General features: G+C 57.6%; 17 protein-coding genes. All 17 read right to left on the reverse strand.

Annotated elements, in window-relative coordinates; all coding sequences use genetic code 11:
- Positions 1–239 precede the first annotated feature (239 nt).
- Positions 240–704 carry a S1 RNA-binding domain-containing protein gene (locus tag ACWVX6_RS02765; protein ID WP_110435239.1) on the reverse strand — a complete coding sequence of 155 codons (465 nt, stop codon included), beginning with the start codon at positions 702–704 and terminating at the stop codon, positions 240–242.
- Positions 705–737: 33 nt separating this feature from the next.
- The gene (locus tag ACWVX6_RS02770; RefSeq protein WP_455152287.1) at positions 738–1,001 is read right to left on the reverse strand and encodes an FtsB family cell division protein; all 264 of its coding nucleotides are present in this window, start codon (positions 999–1,001) and stop codon (positions 738–740) included.
- A 64-nt stretch (positions 1,002–1,065) separates the two neighbouring features.
- A complete protein-coding gene (gene yabQ, locus ACWVX6_RS02775) occupies positions 1,066–1,524 on the reverse strand; it encodes a spore cortex biosynthesis protein YabQ (protein ID WP_455152288.1) in 459 nt (152 codons plus the stop codon).
- Between the two features lie 6 nt (positions 1,525–1,530).
- Positions 1,531–1,815 carry a sporulation protein YabP gene (gene yabP / locus ACWVX6_RS02780; RefSeq protein WP_110435242.1) on the reverse strand — a complete coding sequence of 95 codons (285 nt, stop codon included), beginning with the start codon at positions 1,813–1,815 and terminating at the stop codon, positions 1,531–1,533.
- Between the two features lie 74 nt (positions 1,816–1,889).
- Positions 1,890–2,129: an RNA-binding S4 domain-containing protein gene (locus ACWVX6_RS02785; RefSeq protein ID WP_116704678.1), complete on the reverse strand. Its 240-nt coding sequence runs from the start codon at positions 2,127–2,129 to the stop codon at positions 1,890–1,892.
- Positions 2,126–2,407, reverse strand: coding sequence for an HU family DNA-binding protein (locus tag ACWVX6_RS02790; RefSeq protein WP_110435244.1), 282 nt, complete (start codon positions 2,405–2,407; stop codon positions 2,126–2,128). Before ACWVX6_RS02790 ends, ACWVX6_RS02785 begins: the two co-directional genes overlap by 4 nt.
- 11 nt (positions 2,408–2,418) lie before the next feature.
- Positions 2,419–3,216 (reverse strand): nucleoside triphosphate pyrophosphohydrolase, encoded by a 798-nt coding sequence (gene mazG, locus ACWVX6_RS02795; protein WP_455152289.1) that lies wholly within the window; start codon positions 3,214–3,216, stop codon positions 2,419–2,421.
- 15 nt (positions 3,217–3,231) lie between these two features.
- Entirely contained in the window at positions 3,232–4,857 is a 1,626-nt protein-coding gene (locus tag ACWVX6_RS02800; protein ID WP_455152290.1) for a putative polysaccharide biosynthesis protein, read from the reverse strand.
- A gap of 84 nt (positions 4,858–4,941) precedes the next feature.
- Positions 4,942–5,334, reverse strand: a complete 393-nt coding sequence (locus tag ACWVX6_RS02805) for a hypothetical protein (protein WP_455152291.1) — start codon at positions 5,332–5,334, stop codon at positions 4,942–4,944.
- A 170-nt stretch (positions 5,335–5,504) separates the two neighbouring features.
- Positions 5,505–6,428 carry a uridine kinase family protein gene (locus ACWVX6_RS02810; protein WP_455152292.1) on the reverse strand — a complete coding sequence of 308 codons (924 nt, stop codon included), beginning with the start codon at positions 6,426–6,428 and terminating at the stop codon, positions 5,505–5,507.
- A 46-nt stretch (positions 6,429–6,474) separates the two neighbouring features.
- Positions 6,475–7,944 carry a coproporphyrinogen dehydrogenase HemZ gene (gene hemZ / locus ACWVX6_RS02815; RefSeq protein WP_455152293.1) on the reverse strand — a complete coding sequence of 490 codons (1,470 nt, stop codon included), beginning with the start codon at positions 7,942–7,944 and terminating at the stop codon, positions 6,475–6,477.
- A complete protein-coding gene (locus tag ACWVX6_RS02820; RefSeq protein WP_455152294.1) occupies positions 7,941–8,573 on the reverse strand; it encodes an MBL fold metallo-hydrolase in 633 nt (210 codons plus the stop codon). The genes hemZ and ACWVX6_RS02820 overlap by 4 nt, the downstream gene beginning before the upstream one ends.
- 134 nt (positions 8,574–8,707) lie before the next feature.
- Positions 8,708–9,160 carry a D-aminoacyl-tRNA deacylase gene (dtd, locus tag ACWVX6_RS02825; RefSeq protein ID WP_455152295.1) on the reverse strand — a complete coding sequence of 151 codons (453 nt, stop codon included), beginning with the start codon at positions 9,158–9,160 and terminating at the stop codon, positions 8,708–8,710.
- A gap of 456 nt (positions 9,161–9,616) precedes the next feature.
- Positions 9,617–11,803, reverse strand: coding sequence for a RelA/SpoT family protein (locus ACWVX6_RS02830; protein ID WP_110435252.1), 2,187 nt, complete (start codon positions 11,801–11,803; stop codon positions 9,617–9,619).
- A gap of 20 nt (positions 11,804–11,823) precedes the next feature.
- Positions 11,824–13,899 carry a single-stranded-DNA-specific exonuclease RecJ gene (gene recJ, locus ACWVX6_RS02835; RefSeq protein ID WP_118761117.1) on the reverse strand — a complete coding sequence of 692 codons (2,076 nt, stop codon included), beginning with the start codon at positions 13,897–13,899 and terminating at the stop codon, positions 11,824–11,826.
- A gap of 180 nt (positions 13,900–14,079) precedes the next feature.
- A complete protein-coding gene (gene uvrA, locus ACWVX6_RS02840) occupies positions 14,080–16,926 on the reverse strand; it encodes an excinuclease ABC subunit UvrA (protein ID WP_455152296.1) in 2,847 nt (948 codons plus the stop codon).
- A 131-nt stretch (positions 16,927–17,057) separates the two neighbouring features.
- Positions 17,058–18,980 carry an excinuclease ABC subunit UvrB gene (gene uvrB / locus ACWVX6_RS02845; RefSeq protein WP_455152323.1) on the reverse strand — a complete coding sequence of 641 codons (1,923 nt, stop codon included), beginning with the start codon at positions 18,978–18,980 and terminating at the stop codon, positions 17,058–17,060.
- Between the last annotated feature and the right edge of the window lie 23 nt (positions 18,981–19,003).

Raw genomic sequence — 19,003 nt, forward strand, 5'->3', positions numbered from 1 at the left:
TCTTTCGCAAGGAAGAGCGCGCTTTTTTTGCATAAAAGCAGGATTTCGTTACTTTTCCAGCACAAGCTATGCCGGGCAGGCAAACTCCCGCTGAATCTCAGCGAAAAACGCACCGCCCGTCAGGAGCGAACACGCTTACGCAGTTCATGTGCACCGGACAGCCAGTGCCGAAAAGCTCTGCCGACGCTTCGTGCACCGGCATATAAAAGCAAAACCGAGGTTTCCCTCGGTTTTCTTCTTTATCTGCGGCGGCGCGAACCGTTCTTTCGATCGGTTGCGTGGCGCACATCGGCCTGACGGCTTTCACTGTCCGACATAAACGCCTTCAGCTTATCCTCAAAGCTCATCGTGGACGGGTCCTTCGGTGCCTGCTGCACACGTCCGCGCGGTGCGGACGAACGCTGGAAACGCGGCTGACGCGGCGCAAAGCCGCCCTCACGGCGCTCCTGTCTCGGCTGACGCGGCTCCTGCGGCTGCGCCTTCTTGATCGACAGATTGATACGGCCTGCCTGATCAATATTGATGATCTTTACCTTGACCTGCTGGCCCTCCTGCAGGAAATCCTTGATGTCATTTACGAAAGTCGAAGCGACCTCCGAAATATGCACCATACCCGACTTGCCTTCGGGCAGCGCAACGAATGCACCAAACTTGGTGATGCCGGTTACCTTGCCCTCTACGATTGCTCCCACTGCCAAATCCATATAAGCTGTTTTGCCTCCGTTATTATTTCCCTTTTACCGGCTGGACGTATCCTCAAAAATACGCTCGCCCGGTTCCGCATAGCCCAGTTCTGTCCGCGCCATCTCTCCGATATCCTCCTCGGAAATGCCGCTTTGCATTTCCTGCCGGAGCGTCTCGTTCGCCTTCTGATATTCCTCCACCCGCAACGTCAGAGACGCGAGTTCATCCCGCTTGCTCTTGATCTGCGTGCGCAGGTTTACCACATTGACGACCGCGTAAAGCAGAAACACCACTACCGCTGCCCTGATAAGGATCATCCGCGTGCGCCTTGTCATCTGCTCACCTCATATCGTTTGCTTGCGCGTCAGACTGATACAGGTTTTATTTTATACCTTTTTTGCGAAAAAGAAAAGAGTCTTTTTTAAATTTTTTCGTCAAAAACCGAATTTTTACCGAACTGCACCGCTGTTTTACCACCGTTTGACAGTGCACCCGCAGGCCGTATACGGCGCGTCTCAGCTTCGCAAGCGCCTGCAGAAGCCGCATAATCGCCTCCAGCACGGTTTCGCTCAGCGCCGCAAAGTACAATCCCATGCCGCCTGCCGCCGTTAAGAGCACAAAGCCGCGCGGCTGACCGGCGGCCGCGATCAGCCCGAACTCGAATAAGGCCGCCAGCACGATCGCCCAGAACAGCGTATCGAGCAGCGCCGCCCCTGCCCATCCGCACCGGAAATGCAGACGCAGTGCCCGCAGCATGTCATACACCGCCCCGATCCCGACACCGAGCAGCAGGCTTTGCAGCACGAGCGTGACCTGCTGGCTGTTCGTAAACACCGGCATGGCCGCTCACCCGCCGAATATCCGCCGGAACAGGCTGTCGCGCGGCTGCACGCTGTCGTCGTACTCAAGCAGGCCGATCTCACCCTGAATGATCAGTTCTCCGGCCTCGAGCTGCAGCCGCTCTACATGCAGTCCCTGACCGCGCACGACCAGCATGCCGCGCACGGTTTCGAGCAGCACCTGTTCCTCATCAAAGCTGTGCACGTCGGTCACACCGGAAATCGTCAGCTTCTCTCTCCCCTCCAGAATGACACTGTGCGGCATTTCACGGCTTCGTTCCTCCTGTGCCATATAACTCCCCTCCTGACTGCAAAAAAGTATCCCGCTCTGCAATATATGCGAGAGCGGGATACGTTATGTTCGGTTTACAGTTCCTTATATAGCGCAGACGCATCTGCCTTGAGCGTATGCTCCGCGATATTCAGCACTTCCACCTTCATCGTGCGCTGACCGAATGCAATCTCGATCACATCGCCGATCTTCACCTGATACGAAGCCTTGGCCGGCTTGCCGTTGACCGTGATGCGCGCTGCATCGCATGCATCATTCGCCACCGTGCGGCGCTTGATCAGGCGGGATACCTTCAAATACTTGTCTAATCTCACTTGTTTCCGTCTACCTTATCCTTCAAAACTTTGCCCGGCTTGAACACCGGCATAGTAGCCGCTGCAATATTGATCTCCTCGCCGGTACGCGGATTGTGTCCTGTGCGTGCTGCGCGCTCCTTGGTCTCAAACGTGCCGAAGCCGCTGATCTGTAGCTTGTCACCGGCTGCCATGATATCCGCAATGGCGGTAAACACGGTGTCGATCGTCTTTTCGGTGTCCTTCTTGGAAAAGCCGGTCTTTTCTGCAACCAGCGTCACCAGTTCGCTTTTCTTCATGGTTTTGCTCCTTATGCGTGTTCCTCATGCTTTGCGCTGTCCCACAGTGCGTCCAGCTCGGGAAGGGACAGGTCAGCCAGCTTTTTGCCTGCGGCAGTCGCCTGACGCTCCATCTCCGCAAAGCGGCTGACAAACTTGTTGCAGGTCTTTTCGGCGGCAGCCTCCGGGTCGATCTTCAGGTGACGCGCCACGTTGACGGACGCGAACAGCAGATCGCCAATCTCCTCCTCCGGATCGCCGTCGCCGTCGATGGCACGGCGGACCTCGTCAAGCTCCTCCTGCACCTTGTCAAGTGCATCCTTCACGTTATCCCAGTCAAAGCCGACCTTTGCCGCCTTCTTCTGCAGCTTTTCTGCACGGATCAGACTCGGCAGGCTCTTTGCTACGCTTTCGAGCGCCTGCGTATCGGTCTCCTGATGCTTCTCCTTGCGCTTGAGGTCATCCCAGTTCTTGAGGACCTCCTCGGACGAGGCGACCTCGACATTGCCGAAGATATGCGGGTGACGGAAGATCAGCTTTTTGCAGATGCCGTCCGCCACGTCGTCGATGTCGAATGTGCCCTTTTCCTTCTCCATCTGGGCGTGGAATACCACCTGCAGCAGAACATCGCCGAGCTCTTCCTTCATGTGCTCGGTGTCCTCGTCATCGATGGCCTCACAGACCTCGTAGGTCTCCTCGATGAAGTTGCGGCGGATGGAATGATGATCCTGCTCACGGTCCCACATGCAGCCGTCCGGCGCGCGCAGGATTTCCATAATGCGGAGCAGATCATCGAACTTGTAACAATCCTTTATTTCAAAATCAACCATTTTTGCACTTCCTGATTATTTTAGATGTAAAATATCTGCGATTTTCTCGCCCTTGGGCAGCAGCAGAACATCATCCCGCTCGACTGCACCGAGCGCGAGCAGCAGAACGGCATACACGGCAACCGCTACACCGATGCACGCGAGCGTGATCAGCTTGTCAGGCATGGTGCCGGGAGCTGCGCTCAACGCACCGTTCAGCACGCGCTGCACAATGAAAATCGCCGCACTCATGCCGATGGTGGCCGCCAGCGGACGGCAGACCGTTTTTCCGATCGGCGGCAGCGAACCCGTCAGACGCCTGATGTGGAACAGGTTGATGACCGCGATCAGCCAGTAGCAGAGCGCCGTACTGATGGGCGCACCCATGATATTCAGCGCCGGATTGCCAATGAGAAAATAGTCGCCGAGCATTTTGACAACCGCGCCCGCAAACATCGAGACAAGCGGCAGGTCAATGCGGCCGAACGCCTGCAGCGTCGAGTTGGTGACAGCCACAAGTGCCGCCGCCGGTACGGCAAAGCCGAGCAGACCCATCAGCACACCGCCAAGCTCCGTTCCCTGCGAGTACAGCATGCGCAGGATCGGTCCGGCGAGCATGATGAAGCCCGCGCCGGCCGGCAGGGTGATGATAATCGTCATGCGCAGCGTGGTACCCAGTGTTTTGGAGACCTTGGCATGGTTGCCCGCTGCGCGTGCGCTTGCGATGGTCGGCAGCACGCTGACCGCCAGTGCGGTGATGAGCGTCTGCGGCAGGTTGAAGAAGTTGATGGCCTGACCGGTGTAAATGCCGTAAGTGGACATTGCTTCTCTTGCCGTCATGCCGACCGCCGGACTTTGCAGACGCGTGGAAATCAGCGCCACGTCGATCAGGTCGGTCAGACTCATAACCGCTGAGCTGATCGTGATCGGAATGGACAGGCTGAGCAGCGTTTTCGCCAGCTGGCCCGCCGGACGCACGCTGTCGTCCAGCGCGTGCACTGCCGAGCTGCTGCGATGCGTGATCGCACCCTGAATGAGCATGTAAACAGCGGCAGCCACCTCGCCGATGGTAACGCCGAGGACGGTCATTGCCGCGACTGCCTGATCGGAAAAGTTATGCTGAACCGCGTAATACGCCAGTCCAAGACCGATAAACAGCTTGCCGAGTGACTCGATCACCTGCGAAACCGCCGTCGGCACCATGTTCGAGCGGCCCTGATAGTAGCCGCGGAACACCGCCAGAACAGCAACCATCAGCACGCTCGGTGCGATGGCCATAACCGCCAGCCGGGAATCCGCGCTCTTAATCCAGGATGCAAACGTGCCCGCGCCGAGGAACAGCACGACCGAGCAGACCGCACCGAGCGGAATGAAAATGCTTCCCGCCACACGGACGGTGCGCCGCACCTCATGCTCTCTGCCGCGGGCTGTGGCCTCCGCGACCATTTTCGCCAGCGCCGCCGGAACACCGACGGTCGAGATCATCAGCATCGCCGTGTACACACGGTACGCCGCGCTGAACATGCCGAACGCAGGCGAATCCTTGCCGCCGATCATGTTGAGCAGCGGTATCTGGAAAAATGCGCCAATCACCTTGACCAGCAGACTGGCCAGCATCAAAATGAACGCACCCTGAATGAAATTCTGTTTTTTACGCTGCAAACGCCGTACGCCCCTTCCTTTGATCAGAATGGGCATAGCTGCCCTTGCCCGATATTACAATATGATGCATCAAACCGTATTATGTTACAGCTCTGCACCGCAGGACGAGCAATATGCGTCATCCCTGCCGCACGGTTTGCCGCAGTGCGGGCACGCCGTTACCGAGCGCATTTCCGCCAGCTTGTCGCGCAGCGTGGCCAGCTTTTCCTGCTTGGCATCGACCTGCGCCATCTTTTCGTCCATTTCCTCGTTGGTGACCTCTGCACCGCGGTGCAGATCGTACACCAGCTTGCCGATTTCCTTGTACAGTGCTTCGCACTCGGTGTTCAGATCGAAAATCTGCAGGTTGATGCGGGTCGCCAGTGCAAGGTCGTTCGCCTTTTTACCGGCTACGCCTGCCGCATGACGGGAGACCTTGCCGGTCTTATCCGCCATGTCCTTTACCTTATCGAGAAACGCCTGCATTTTCATATCCATAGCTTGTCGCTCCTTCCGACGGAATGTCTCCGTTTCCGGTCTCATGGTAATATTGCGTAATGGAACAAGGGCGATTTGCGGGAAAATTTCCGCAAAACGCCGCAGTTTCAATTATGTGGTATTGCCATTATACTTCATACCCTGCCAAAAAGCAAGAATCCGGACACTTTTCAGCCGATAAACTCATGCAGAACCGAATCCTCCGGCATATACGGCTTGTAGTCGATCGGCGAAACCTTATCCAAAATCGCGCTGAGCGGTGCAAGGTCGGCCTGCTCGAGCATTTTCTCCTCGCCCTGCAGCTTTTCGCTCAGGTACTGCATGAGGATGTTGGTCTCGTACGGCAGATAGGTGTCCACCGTAAGATCAGCCTGCCCGCGGTACGGCGAAATATACAGTCTCTCGCCTCTCCGCACCGAGTTCCACTGCTTTAAGGTGTACTCCACCGGCGAGCTGCGGAACAGGCTGTCGCGCATGGCGCGGCGCAGAAAGCGCAGCATGTGCGGCTCAACGCGGACGTTGCGGTCCGTAAACAGCACACTCGCCACCGAAAGATAGACGCTTGTCGCATGCTTCTCCAGATCGCCCATGATGACCGGATTGAACGCGTGAATACCCTCGATCATCACAATTTCGTCCTTGTGCAGCTGCACCGGACGGTCGTTGCGATGCGAGGTACGCGTTTCAAAGTCGAAGCGCGGCACCATGATTTCCTCGCCTGCCACCAGACGCGTCAGGTGGTCGCGGAGCAGATCCAGATCCATGCACTCCGGACTTTCGAGGTCATTGACGCCGTTTTCCTCGTCAAACGGAATGTCGTAGGTGCCCGAGGTACGGTAATAGTCGTCCATCGAGATCATGTGCGCGTGAATGCCCGCTAGCTCGAGAATGCGGCCCAGACGGTCGTTCGTGGTGGTCTTGCCCGATGAGGACGGGCCGTTGAGCAGCACGACCGGCTTGCGCTTGCAGTTCGCGGCGATCTGGTCAGCCACCAGATGCAGCTGACGATGATAGTGCTCCTCGCAGTCGTTCACAAAGGCTTCCGCGTCGCATTCGGCACGGTGATTGATGTATTTCAGTGTGTATTCTGCCATAGCCAGTCCCTTCTTACGGAATTACTCACTCATTTCCCTATCCTGATCATTTCTTGGGGAACAGCAGCTTTTTCTTGCCGTTGGCCAGTCTGTCCGTCGCCTGAATGTACTCAAGCGGATATTTCGGATTGTTCGCGCGCTCGATCCAGCCGGTCTCGCGTACGACGCGCTTGGAAACACCACCCGCACCGAGCGACAGAATGGTCTGCAGCTCCTCCATCATGCTCACGTTGTAGAAGCATTCGGTGCCCGGCTTGCACCAGCCGACGTTCTCAAAGCCGCCTGCCATAAATTTCTGCCGGTAGAGATAATACGGACCGTAGCCTGCGTTCTGCAGCGCGTGCGATGCTCCATCCAGCATTTGAGAAACCGTCTCGCGCTGTGCGGCGGCAGCCGCCTTATCGGTCAGGTCGGCGCCGCGCTTGATGGCGAGCGTGTGCACCGTGATATTCTCCGGCGAAAGATTCAGCAAAGTATCCACAGTCTGTGCAAAAGTCTCGGCAGTGTCTCCGGTCAGACCCGCAATGAGGTCCATGTTGATCTCGTCAAAACCCGCCTGCCGCGCCTCGTCAAACGCGCGGAGCACGTCTGCCGAGCCGTGTTTTCTGCCGATTGCGGCCAGAACGGCGTCATTCATGCTCTGCGGGTTGATGCTCACGCGGCCAACGCCCGCGCTTTTGAGCACGCGCAGCTTTTCCGGTATGATGGTATCCGGACGGCCCGCTTCTACAGTATATTCGCGCAAATGCGAAAAATCAAAGTGATTTTCGAGCGCCGACAGCAGCCGTGCCAGCTGATGCTCGTCCAGCGTGGTCGGTGTGCCGCCGCCGATGTAGACGCTCTGCACCTGCTTGCCCGCTGCGCGGACAAGCGCGGCTGTCTCCTCGATCTCGCGGCAGAGCGTGTCCAGATACGGCTCGATGAGTTTACCGGACTGCGCCGTGGTTGCCGATACGAACGAGCAGTAATAGCACCTCGACGGACAGAACGGAATGCCGACGTACAGCGAAATATCGTCTTCACCGATGGTCTTGTCCATCTCCATCGCGGTTGCGGCCGCGCGGATGGTCAGCGCCGTGCGCTCGGGCGAAACGTGAAAGTGCTCACGCAGCTCGACCGCCGCCTCACCGCGCGTCATGCCGCGCTCGATCATGCCGCGCGCCAGCTTGGCCGGACGCACGCCGGTCAGGCTGCCCCAGACCGGAGCCTGCGGCAGGAACGGTACGACCGCATCGTACACGGTCGTTTTCACCAGTTCGGTGATGGTGCGCTTGCAGTCCAGCGCTGCCAGCCCAGTGACGGACGCGCGCTTTTCCGCCTCATGCACTGCGCCGTCCATGCAGACGATCGCACGCGCGGCGGCTTCGCCGTTCTCCTCGGTCAGGATGCTGCGGCAGTACGGCTCGGTGAGCTGCTCGACCGTCCCAACACGCGTTAATGTCTCGGTCGGCAGCAGATGAAACAGCATTTCCTCTACCGCATGTTTCAGTTCGTGATTTTCCAGTGTATAGATCATTTTCCCATCGCCTGCAGCATATACGGATTGTATGCGCGTTCCTCGTTCAGCGTAGAAATGCCCTCGTGACCGGGGAATACCTTGTAATCGCCGTCGAGGTCATGCAGACGCTTCAAAGAACGCAGCATGGCAGAAAAATCGCCGCCTTCAAGGTCGCAGCGGCCGCACTCGTGGCGGAACAGCGTATCGCCGGTGAACAGGCAGTCGCCAATCCTGATGACGGACGAGCCGGGCGTGTGACCGGGTGTTGCCATGTAGGTTGCGGTCATGCCGCCGAACGTCACCTCGGTGCCCTCGTTCGCCAGAATATCCGGCGTATCCTGCACATAATTGCGTGCCAGTCCGCGGAACTGACCCATGTTGTCGCGGCTCAGCAGCCAGGTGTCCTTCTCCGGCACAACATACTGTGCGCCGGTCGCTTCGAGCACCTCATGCGCCGCCAGAATGTGGTCAAAATGCGCGTGCGTCAGCAGCACATACCTGACATTCAGCTGTTCCTCGTTTACCGCGTGCAAAATCGACTTGGCGTTGTCGCCCGGATCGATCACCGCGGCTTCGCGGGTGGTTTCGTCGTATACAATGTAACAATTCGTGCGGACCATGCCAACACAGAGCTGCATTAACTTCATCAGTTATACCCTTTCTTCGGCATTTAAGCCTTCTTCGTAGGGCGGGCTGCCCTCAGCCCGCCGTTTTTAACGTCATGCACCGATTTACAGCGGCGGGCTGAGGGCAGCCCGCCCTACGGAACAGGTTTATCTTGTCAATGACGCATTTCTTTCGTGTCCATCCACAGCGTTACCGGGCCGTCATTGAGCAGCTCGACCTTCATATCCGCGCCGAACTCGCCGGTCTCGACCGGCAGGCCGCTCTCGCGGCAGCGCGCGATGAATGCTTCATACAGCGGGATGGCGGTCTCCGGACGGGCAGCATTCGTGAAGCTCGGGCGGTTGCCCTTGCGGCAGTCACCGTAGAGCGTGAACTGCGACACGATGAGCAGGCCGCCGCCGACATCCGCGAGTGAGCGGTTCATTTTGTCGTTTTCGTCCGTGAATACACGCATTTTAACCGTTTTATCGGCCAGATAAACCGCATCGTCCACGGTATCACCATCTGTGATGCCGAGCAGGACAAGGAAGCCCTGTCCGATCTGTCCGTGAATTTTGCCGTCGATCGTCACCGACGCGTGGGAGACGCGCTGAACCAGTGCCCGCATTGTTTTTCCTCTTTTCGTAGTAAGTTTTGAATTTAATCTGTTGATTTTTTTGATTTGGAATGGGTGCCAAACCTTGGCTGGGGTTCCAAAAGGGTAGACACCAATGGTTTCTACCCTCTTGGGACTCCCGTTTCCTTTTTGGGATACCTTGAGTGCAGATGGTAGACTTCGTAAGCAGGAAAGGAACGGCAGAGGATTTTTTCTTCCGCATGGTATCCACTTATTCGCATTTCGGATACTGTACTGCTACATCCAATTGGGGTCTACGCTGGGCGCGGCATAGCAGTGCCGCGCAACTCCTTTGATGATACCAGTTAGATACATCGTGGGGCTCGATGACCCATCGAGCCTTTGTAAACCTTCTGCACCAACCAATGCCTCCCCTTTTAGGGGAGCCTGAAACGCGCAGGCACAAGCGCTTTCCGCGTCTCATTCTCCATTCTCAATCATCAATTATCAATTCGTATCCACCGTTCTGGTCACATCCACGACGCCCTTGATGGAACGCAGGCGGCTGATCATATTATCCAGCTGATGGACGCTCGTGACGTCAACCATGGCGTTGATAACGCCGTAGCCGTCGTTGAGGTCGCGTGCGGAAATCTCATGCACATTGATCTTACTCGATGCAAACGCCAGCGTAACGTCACTCAGCACGCCGATACGGTTGCGCGTGGAAATCTGCAGGCCGGTGGAGAACTTATTGACGTGACCGGCATTGGCTGCCATATCCTCATCCCACCAGGCACGAACCCAGCGGTCGGGCTCTTCCTCGATATGGACATTCACGCAGTCGCGGCGATGGATGGAAACACCGTAGCCGCGGGTGACAAAGCCGACGATCTCATCGCCCGGAATCGGCGTGCAGCAGCGGGCAAACTTGACCAGACAGTTATCAATGCCTTCGACAACAACGCCGTCGCTGGATTTATTCTGGCGGCGCTGCTGCTGCTCATTCTGCGGATGTGCAGCACGCTCGGCCTGCTCGCGCTGGCGGCGCAGCTTGCCGACATCGTCCTTAACCTTATTGATGACCTTGGTCAGCATAATGCCGCCGTAGCCGATGGCCGCGTACAGCTCATCGACCGTGTTGAACGAGAACTTGTTGAGCGTGTTCTTCTGCACCTCTTCGTTCTCATAGAAGCCGTTATACAGCAGGTTGGCACGCAGCTCGCGGTCGAGATCCTCCTTGCCGTTGACGATATTTTCCTCGCGGCATTCCTTCTTGAACCACTGCTTGATCTTGTTGCGCGCCTCGGTGGTCTTGACGATCTTCACCCAGTCACGGCTCGGACCGTGCGCCTCCTTGGAGGTCAGGATCTCGACAATATCGCCGTTTTTCAGCTGGCTGTCGATCGGTGCGATACGGCCGTTCAGCTTGCAGCCGGTCATGCGGTTGCCGACTGCCGAGTGAATCGCATACGCAAGGTCGATCGGCGTTGCACCTGCCGGCATGTTGACCACATCGCCCTTGGGCGTAAAGACGAATACCTCGTCCGCGAACAGGTCAACCTTGATGTTTTTGATAAAGTCCTCGGCCTCGGTGTCCTGCTGGGCTTCAAGCAGCTGGCGAATCCACGCGAACGCTTCCTCGTTGCCCTTCTTGTCCAGACCCTGCTTGTACTTCCAGTGCGCCGCAACACCGTATTCCGCCATTTTATGCATCTCTACGGTACGAATCTGCACCTCAAACGGGATACCCGCTCGGCCGATGACCGTCGTATGCAGCGACTGATAGCCGTTCGGCTTCGGCGTGGAGATATAGTCCTTGAAGCGGCCCGGAATCGGCTTGTACAGGTCGTGGACGTAGCCGAGCACGTTGTAGCAGTCCGCCACGGTATCGACAATGACGCGCACGGCGCAGATATCATAGATCTCGTTGATGGTCTTGTGCTGGGCATACATTTTGCGGTAGATGGAGTAAATATGCTTGACGCGAGCCGAAATTGCGTTGTGGATGTTCGCTTCCTTCAGCTTGGTGCTGATGCGGTCCTGAATGCCCTGCAGGAATTCCTCGTGCTGCTCGCTCTGAGCCTTTAAGCCTTCCACAATCTCGTTGTAGCCGATGGGATCGAGAACCTTCAGCGACAGATCCTCCAGCTCCCACTTGATGCGGCTCATGCCGAGACGGTGCGCGATCGGCGCGTAAATCTCCATGGTTTCCAGTGCCTTGTCGCGCTGCTTGCGCTCGGGCAGGAACTGGAAGGTACGCGCATTGTGCAGTCGGTCGGCCAGCTTGATGAGGATAACGCGGATATCCTTCGCCATGGCGAGGAACATCTTTCGCAGGTCCTCGAACTGCTCCTGCTCCTTGGAGTAGCGCAGCATGCCCAGTCGGGTTACGCCGTCCACCAGCTCCGCGACCGGCGTGCCGAATTTGTTTTCGATCTCCTTGTAGCCGAACTCGGTGTCCTCAATGCAGTCATGCAGCAGCGCTGCACAGATGGAATCCGTATCCAGACCCATCTCCACAACGATCTCAGCGACAGCGACCGGATGAATGATATACGGCTCACCGTTGCGGCGCTTCTGTCCCTCATGTGCCTTGGCCGCACATTCGTATGCCGCGCGAATCTTCTTGATATTCGCCTGCGGGTTTTGTTTTTGTACGCGTTCGATCAAAAAATCCAGTTTCGTTTGCATAGATCCTTCCCCCATTCGTGTCACCCCGCCATACTTTGCAATGTGGCAAGGACAACCGATCCGGAAATATCGGCCTTGCCCTCGTAGGGTTTGAGCAAAATATTGAGCATGCCTTCCTTGAAATGATAGCTGATGAGTCCGGACTCCTGAAAAACGTCCAGACAGACGAACAGCTTGCCGATGTTAATGTCGCGTCGGCTTTCCCACGCAACCCGGCGGGAAAGTGCCCCGTCCGGTACGGAAAGCCGTCCGTCCTCCGCGCGGCAGGTCACATGCCGCCAGACAGCAACCAGATCCTTGCGGTCGGGCAGGAGCAGACGCGCTTCCCTTGCGGTGAGCGGGCCGTCCTGCATGAGTGTATTATACAGATTGAGAATCTTCTGATCTGCCAGATGCTCGCAGTCACTCAGCTGCACATCGCAGATGGTCAGCTGCACCGAACGGCGGCCTCGAAATTCGTTGATCTCCAGATGAAAGGCGGCATCCACGGTGTTGCCCTCGACAAAGCCGAGACCGCCCGCACCGATGCCGAACCAGATTGCAGAAAAACGCTTGCCGTCCTTGATGAGCGACAGACGAACGTGCCGATCGCTGGACAGCGGCGTAATCTCCTCAACGGTCATGTTCTTCATGCAGAACACAGGCTCCGCGTTTTTCATGCCGTACGGCTCGAGTACGCCCAGAGATTCGATGTTCTCCTGCGTCAGCCACTCCGGCTGCACCATGCAGTCGATGTGCAGCTGCGGAACGAGCTCCGCCATGGTGACATGCGTTTCCGCGTACTTGCGCAGGCGCGTGCGGAGTTCTTCGATCCTGTCCGCCTGCACGGTCAGTCCTGCGGCAAGCGCATGACCGCCGTAGCGCTCGAACAGGTCCTCACACGAGGTGAGCGCCTCAAACAGATTGAAGCTGCCGATCGAGCGGCCGGAGCCCTTGCCTACGCCGTCCTCGTCCACCGAGATGAGCACGACCGGACAGCCGTAGCGGTCGCACAGGCGCGAGCACACAATGCCGATAACGCCCTGATGCCAGCCTTCTCCGGCCAGCACGATAATTTTATCCTCAAGCGGGTTGTATTCGCGGCGCAGGCGTGTGAGCGTCTGCTCGAGTATCTTGTTCTCCTCGCTCTGGCGCAGCTTGTTCTGCTCGCAAAGCTCGGCGGCAAGCGCCTGTGCGCGTATCGGATCTTTCGTCAGGAACAACTCTGCTGCCAGTTCGGCCTTGCCCATGCGGCCCGCCGCGTTGATGCGCGGCGCGAGCACATAGCTGATGGTCGAGGAGGTCAGGCGTCGGTTCTTCATCCCCGCCTCACGCAGCAGCATTTCCAGACCGATATTTGCCGTCACGGACAGCTTTTTCAGTCCTTCCGCCACAATAATGCGGTTTTCACCGACAATCGGCATGACATCGGCTACCGTGCCGAGCGCTACGAGGTCGGCGTACCGGTCGAGCACGGAAAGCGTGTCGCCCTCGAGTGCGCAGATCAGCTTGAATGCCACACCGACACCCGCAAGACTGGAAAACGGATAGGTATCGTCCGTCCGCTTGCAGTCCACGACCGCCTGCGCGTCCGGCAGGTTTTCGTGGCACTCGTGGTGGTCGGTAATGACGACCTGCATGCCGAGCTCGCGTGCGACGGCAATCTCCTCGTTGGCTGTAATGCCCGAGTCCACCGTGATGAGCAGGCGCGTGCCCTGCTCATACAGCTGCTCCATCGCCGGACGAGTCAGACCATAGCCGTCCGTCAGACGATTGGGAATGTAATATTCACATTTTGCGCCCTTGCTGCGCAGATAATCCACCAGTGTGCACGTTGCCGTGATGCCGTCCACATCGTAATCACCGTAGACCACCATTTTCTCTCCGCGATCTATTACATCGCGGATGACCTCGACTGCCTTATCCATATCGGTCAAACCGAACGGATCATGCAGTCCTCGCGCATCGCAGCTCAGGTAATCCGCCGCAGCCTGCGGTGTGTCGATGCCGCGCGCCGACAGCACCGCCGCCGTCAGCGGTGTATAGCCGGTCTCCCGCGACAGCACCCGCACCCGCTCGGTATCCGGCGAGGCGATCACCCATCGCTTTGCTCTCATATTGAACGATCCCTTCCTGAGTCACGGCAGCAGCACGCCTTCCGGCGCCTGCGTATAGTAACTCCGATTTTATATTATCACTATTATACCAAAACACACCCAAAATCACAACATCTTTATCAAATACAGAAAAAACAGGTGTCTCGCTAAGAAACACCTGTTTTATTACACATTTCGACTTTATTTATCGCGTTTTCCGCCGTTTTTGCGGGCGAGAATCGGGCCGAGATACTGTCCGGTATACGAACCCTCGCACTGTGCAACCTCCTCCGGCGTACCGCAAACGACCAGTCGGCCGCCGCCGTCGCCGCCCTCGGGACCGAGGTCGAGGATATAGTCCGCAGTCTTGATGACATCCAGATTGTGCTCGATGACAACAACCGTGTTGCCTGCGTCCACCAGCTTCTGCAGAACATCCACAAGCCTGTGGACATCTGCGACATGCAGACCGGTGGTCGGCTCATCGAGGATATAGATTGTCTTGCCGGTCGAGCGTTTGGACAGCTCGGTCGCCAGCTTGGCGCGCTGCGCTTCACCGCCGGAGAGCGTTGTGGAGGACTGCCCCAGCTTAACGTAGCCCAGACCGACCTCGCGCATGGTCTCCAGACGGCGTGCGATCTTCGGCACGTTGGCGAAGAACTCACACGCTTCATCCACCGTCATATCCAGCACTTCGTAGATGTTTTTGCCCTTGTAGCGCACCTCGAGCGTCTCCTTGTTGTAGCGGCGCCCCTTGCACACATCGCAGGGAACGTAAACGTCCGGCAGAAAGTGCATTTCGATTTTGAGCAGGCCGTCACCCGAGCAGGCCTCACAGCGGCCGCCCTTGACATTGAAGGAGAAACGGCTTGCATTGTAGCCGCGTGCCTTCGCATCTGCCGTCTTGGCGAACAGTTCGCGGATGTCGTTGAACACCCCCGTGTAGGTCGCCGGGTTGGAGCGCGGCGTGCGTCCGATGGGCGACTGGTCAATATCGATGACCTTGTCGAGATTCTCGATGCCGATGAATTCGTCATGCGCACCGGCACGAGTCTTCGCGCCGTTCAGCTCCGCTGCCAGCTTTTTGTACAGGATTTCGTTGACGAACGAGGACTTGCCCGAACCCGAAACACCGGTCACACAGGTCAGCGTGCCGAGCGGAATGGTAAAGTCCGTATGCTTGAGGTTGTTTACCGCACAGCCCTTGACCGTGATGCTCTTGCCGCTGCCTTTGCGCCGGATTTCGGGCACCGGAATGAATTTTCTGCCCGAAAGGTACTGTCCGGTGATGGATTTATCACTTTTCAGCAGCTCGTCTATCGTGCCCTCGAAAACGACCTCACCGCCGTTGCGTCCCGCCCCCGGACCGATGTCCACGATGTGGTCAGCCGCAAACATGGTGTCCTCATCGTGCTCGACCACGATGAGCGTGTTGCCGAGGTCGCGCAGCCGCCCCAGGGTCGCAAGCAGCTTATCGTTGTCGCGCTGATGCAGACCGATGGACGGCTCGTCGAGGATATACAGCACGCCCATCAGTGATGAGCCAATCTGCGTTGCCAGCCGGATGCGCTGGCTCTCGCCGCCGGACAGCGTACCGGACGAACGCGAGAGCGTGAGGTATTCCAGTCCGACCGACTGCAAAAAGCCGAGGCGATCCATGATCTCCTTGATTACTCTGTCACCGATTTTGTGCTGCATTTCGGTCAGCTTGAGCGTGTGGAGGAACTCCATCGCCTTGACGACCGACTTTTCCGCGAACTCTGCGATGTTCAGTCCGCCGAGCGTGACCGCCAGCACCTCTGGGCGCAGACGGCGGCCGTGGCATGCCGGACACAGACTTTCGCTCATCACTTCTTCAATCTCGCCGCGCGACCACTCACTGTTGGTCTCACGGTAACGGCGCTCCAGATTGGGGATGATACCCTCGAACGGTTGGCGCATCACGCCACCCGAAATACGGCTGACCGACAGCTCGAGCGGTTCATCTCCGGTGCCGTACAGCAGCTCGTCGAGCGCCTGCTCGGAGAACTCCTCGATGGGCGTTTCCAGCGTAAAGCCGTGTTTTTTGCCGAGTGCAGTGTAGTACATGCCCGCGATCGTACCCGTGTCGGCGTTCCCCCACCCGGACGCGCGAATGGCGCCCTGCTTGATGGAAAGGCGGCGGTTCGGAATGACGCGGTCGGGATCGACACGCTTCTGAATACCCAGACCGGTGCACACCGGGCACGCACCGTACGGGTTGTTGAATGAGAACATGCGCGGGGTAAGCTCTTCGATGGAAATGCCGCAGTCGTCGCAGGCATAGTTCTGCGAGAACGTGATGGGTTCGCCGCCAATGACATCCGCAATCACCAGACCTCCCGACAGCGCAGACGCGGTCTCCACCGAATCAGTAATGCGTCCGCGGGCGTCCGGACGGATGACAACGCGGTCAACAACGATCTCAATGTTGTGCTTCTTGGTTTTCGCCAGCTTGAATTCTTCCGAAAGATCATGGATTTCGCCGTCTACGCGCACGCGGACATAGCCCTGCTTGCGGGCATCCTCAAACACCTTAACGTGCTCGCCCTTCTTGCCGCGGATGACCGGCGCAAGCAGCTGCACGCGCGTCTTTTCTTCAAGCGCCATCAGTCGGTCAATGATCTGGTCGATGGTCTGCTGGTGTATCTCCTTGCCGCATTTCGGACAGTGCGGCGTACCGATGCGCGCCCACAGCAGGCGCATGTAGTCGTAGATCTCGGTGACCGTGCCGACCGTCGAACGCGGGTTCTGCGAGGTGGTCTTCTGGTCGATGGAGATGGCGGGCGACAGACCGTCAATGTAGTCTACGTCCGGTTTGTCCATCTGACCAAGGAACTGCCGCGCGTAGCTGGACAGCGATTCAACGTAGCGGCGCTGACCCTCGGCGTAGATCGTGTCAAACGCCAGGGACGATTTGCCCGAGCCGGACAGGCCGGTGAACACCACCAGCTTGTCGCGCGGAATCTTGATGTCGATGTTTTTCAGGTTGTGCTCTCGCGCACCTTTAACGTGAATGTATTCCTGCATTTTTATTTTCCTTTATTGTTACGCATAACGGGTTGAGTAATTGAAAATTATCGCCGCAAAGCGGCGCACCTCGTCGCAGCGCGGACGGAACTCGCGCAAGAATAGCGACATTTTCCATTTTCAATTCTCCATTATCCATTTTCAAGCGCCTTAATCTGATCACGAAGCTGTGCTGCGATCTCAAACTCGAGCATCTTCGCGGCCTCCTTCATCTGGCGGGTCAGGCGGGCGATCTCCTGCTGTTTTTCGCCCTTGCTTCGCAGCTTTTTCTTGCTGCTCGATGGCACATTCGAGGTGATCTCGATAACATCCTGCACCTTTTTATGCACAGACCTGGGGATAATCCCGTGGGCCTTATTAAACGCATCCTGCAGCGCACGGCGGCGCTCGGTCTCGTCCATCGCGCGCTTCATCGAGGGCGTGATGCTGTCTGCATACAGCACGACCATGCCGTGCTCATTTCGTGCGGCGCGGCCGATGGTCTGGATGAGCGAGGTCTCCGACCGGAGAAAGCCCTCCTTATCCGCATCGAGAATAGCGACGAGCGACACCTCCGGGATGTCGAGGCCCTCACGCAGCAGGTTGATGCCGACAAGCACATCGTACACGCCGAGACGCAGATCGCGCACCAGCTCCTGCCGCTCGATGGTCTTAACATCGTGGTGCATGTAGCGCACCTTAATGCCTGCAGTTTCAAGGTAATCGGTCAAATCCTCGGCCATTTTCTTGGTGAGCGTGGTGACCAGAACCCGTTCTCCCTTGGCTGTGCGGGCGTTGATTTCGCCAATGAGATCGTCGATCTGGCCATCGACCGGACGCACAACAACCTCCGGATCGAGCAGACCGGTCGGGCGGATGACCTGCTCGACCACCTGCCCCGAGCGCGACAGCTCATACTCGGCAGGTGTTGCGGAAACATACACAATCTGGTTCAGACGGTCGTTGAACTCGTCAAAATTGAGCGGGCGGTTGTCATACGCGCTCGGCAGGCGGAAGCCGTTTTCGACCAGACTTTCCTTGCGGGCGCGGTCGCCGTGATACATGGCGCGCACCTGCGGGAGCGTGACGTGGCTCTCGTCCACGATGAGCAGAAAATCCTTCGGGAAATAGTCGATGAGCGTGTACGGCGCACTTCCCGGCGCACGCCGCGACAGCACGCGCGAATAGTTCTCGACGCCCGAGCAGAAACCGATCTCCTGCAGCATTTCAATGTCGTAGCGGGTGCGCTGCGCGATGCGCTGTGCCTCGATCAGCTTGCCGTTCTCCTCGAAGTATTTCACGCGCTGTTCCAGTTCTTCTTCGAGGTCCTTGATGGCTTCCTCCAGCTTTTCCTTGGGTGTAACGTAGTGGCTCGCCGGAAAAACAGCAATATGCCCCAGTTCACCGAGAGAAACGCCGGTCAGCGGGTTAATACGGCTGATGCAGTCCACCTCATCACCGAAAAACTCGATACGGACAACATCCTCATCCGAGTATACCGGCCAGATTTCCACCGTGTCGCCGCGCACGCGGAAGCGGTTGCGCTCGAACGCAATGTCGTTGCGCTCATACTGAATGTCTATCAGTCGACGGATGAGCTCCTCGCGGCTCATCTCCATGCCCGGACGGATGGAAATCACCATGCTCTTGTAGTCGATCGGGTCGCCGAGCGAGTAAATGCACGAAACCGAGGACACGATGATCACATCGCGCCGTTCGCTCAGCGCCGAGGTCGCAGAGTGACGCAGGCGGTCAATCTCATCATTGATGGCGGAATCCTTCTCAATATAGGTGTCGGTCGAGGCGATATACGCCTCCGGCTGGTAATAATCGTAGTAGGATACGAAATATTCTACCGCATTCTCAGGAAAAAATTCGCGCAGCTCGGTGCAGAGCTGTGCGGCCAGCGTTTTATTGTGCGCGAGCACCAGCGTCGGGCGCTGGGTCTGCTCGATGATGTTCGCCATAGTGAACGTCTTGCCCGAGCCGGTAACGCCCATCAGCGTCTGCTCGGTCAGACCGTTGTTGATGCCCTCCACCAGTTTGGCTACCGCCTCCGGCTGATCGCCTGCCATTTGGTAGGGGCTGTGTATCTTGA

Source organism: Butyricicoccus sp. (assembly GCF_977037065.1).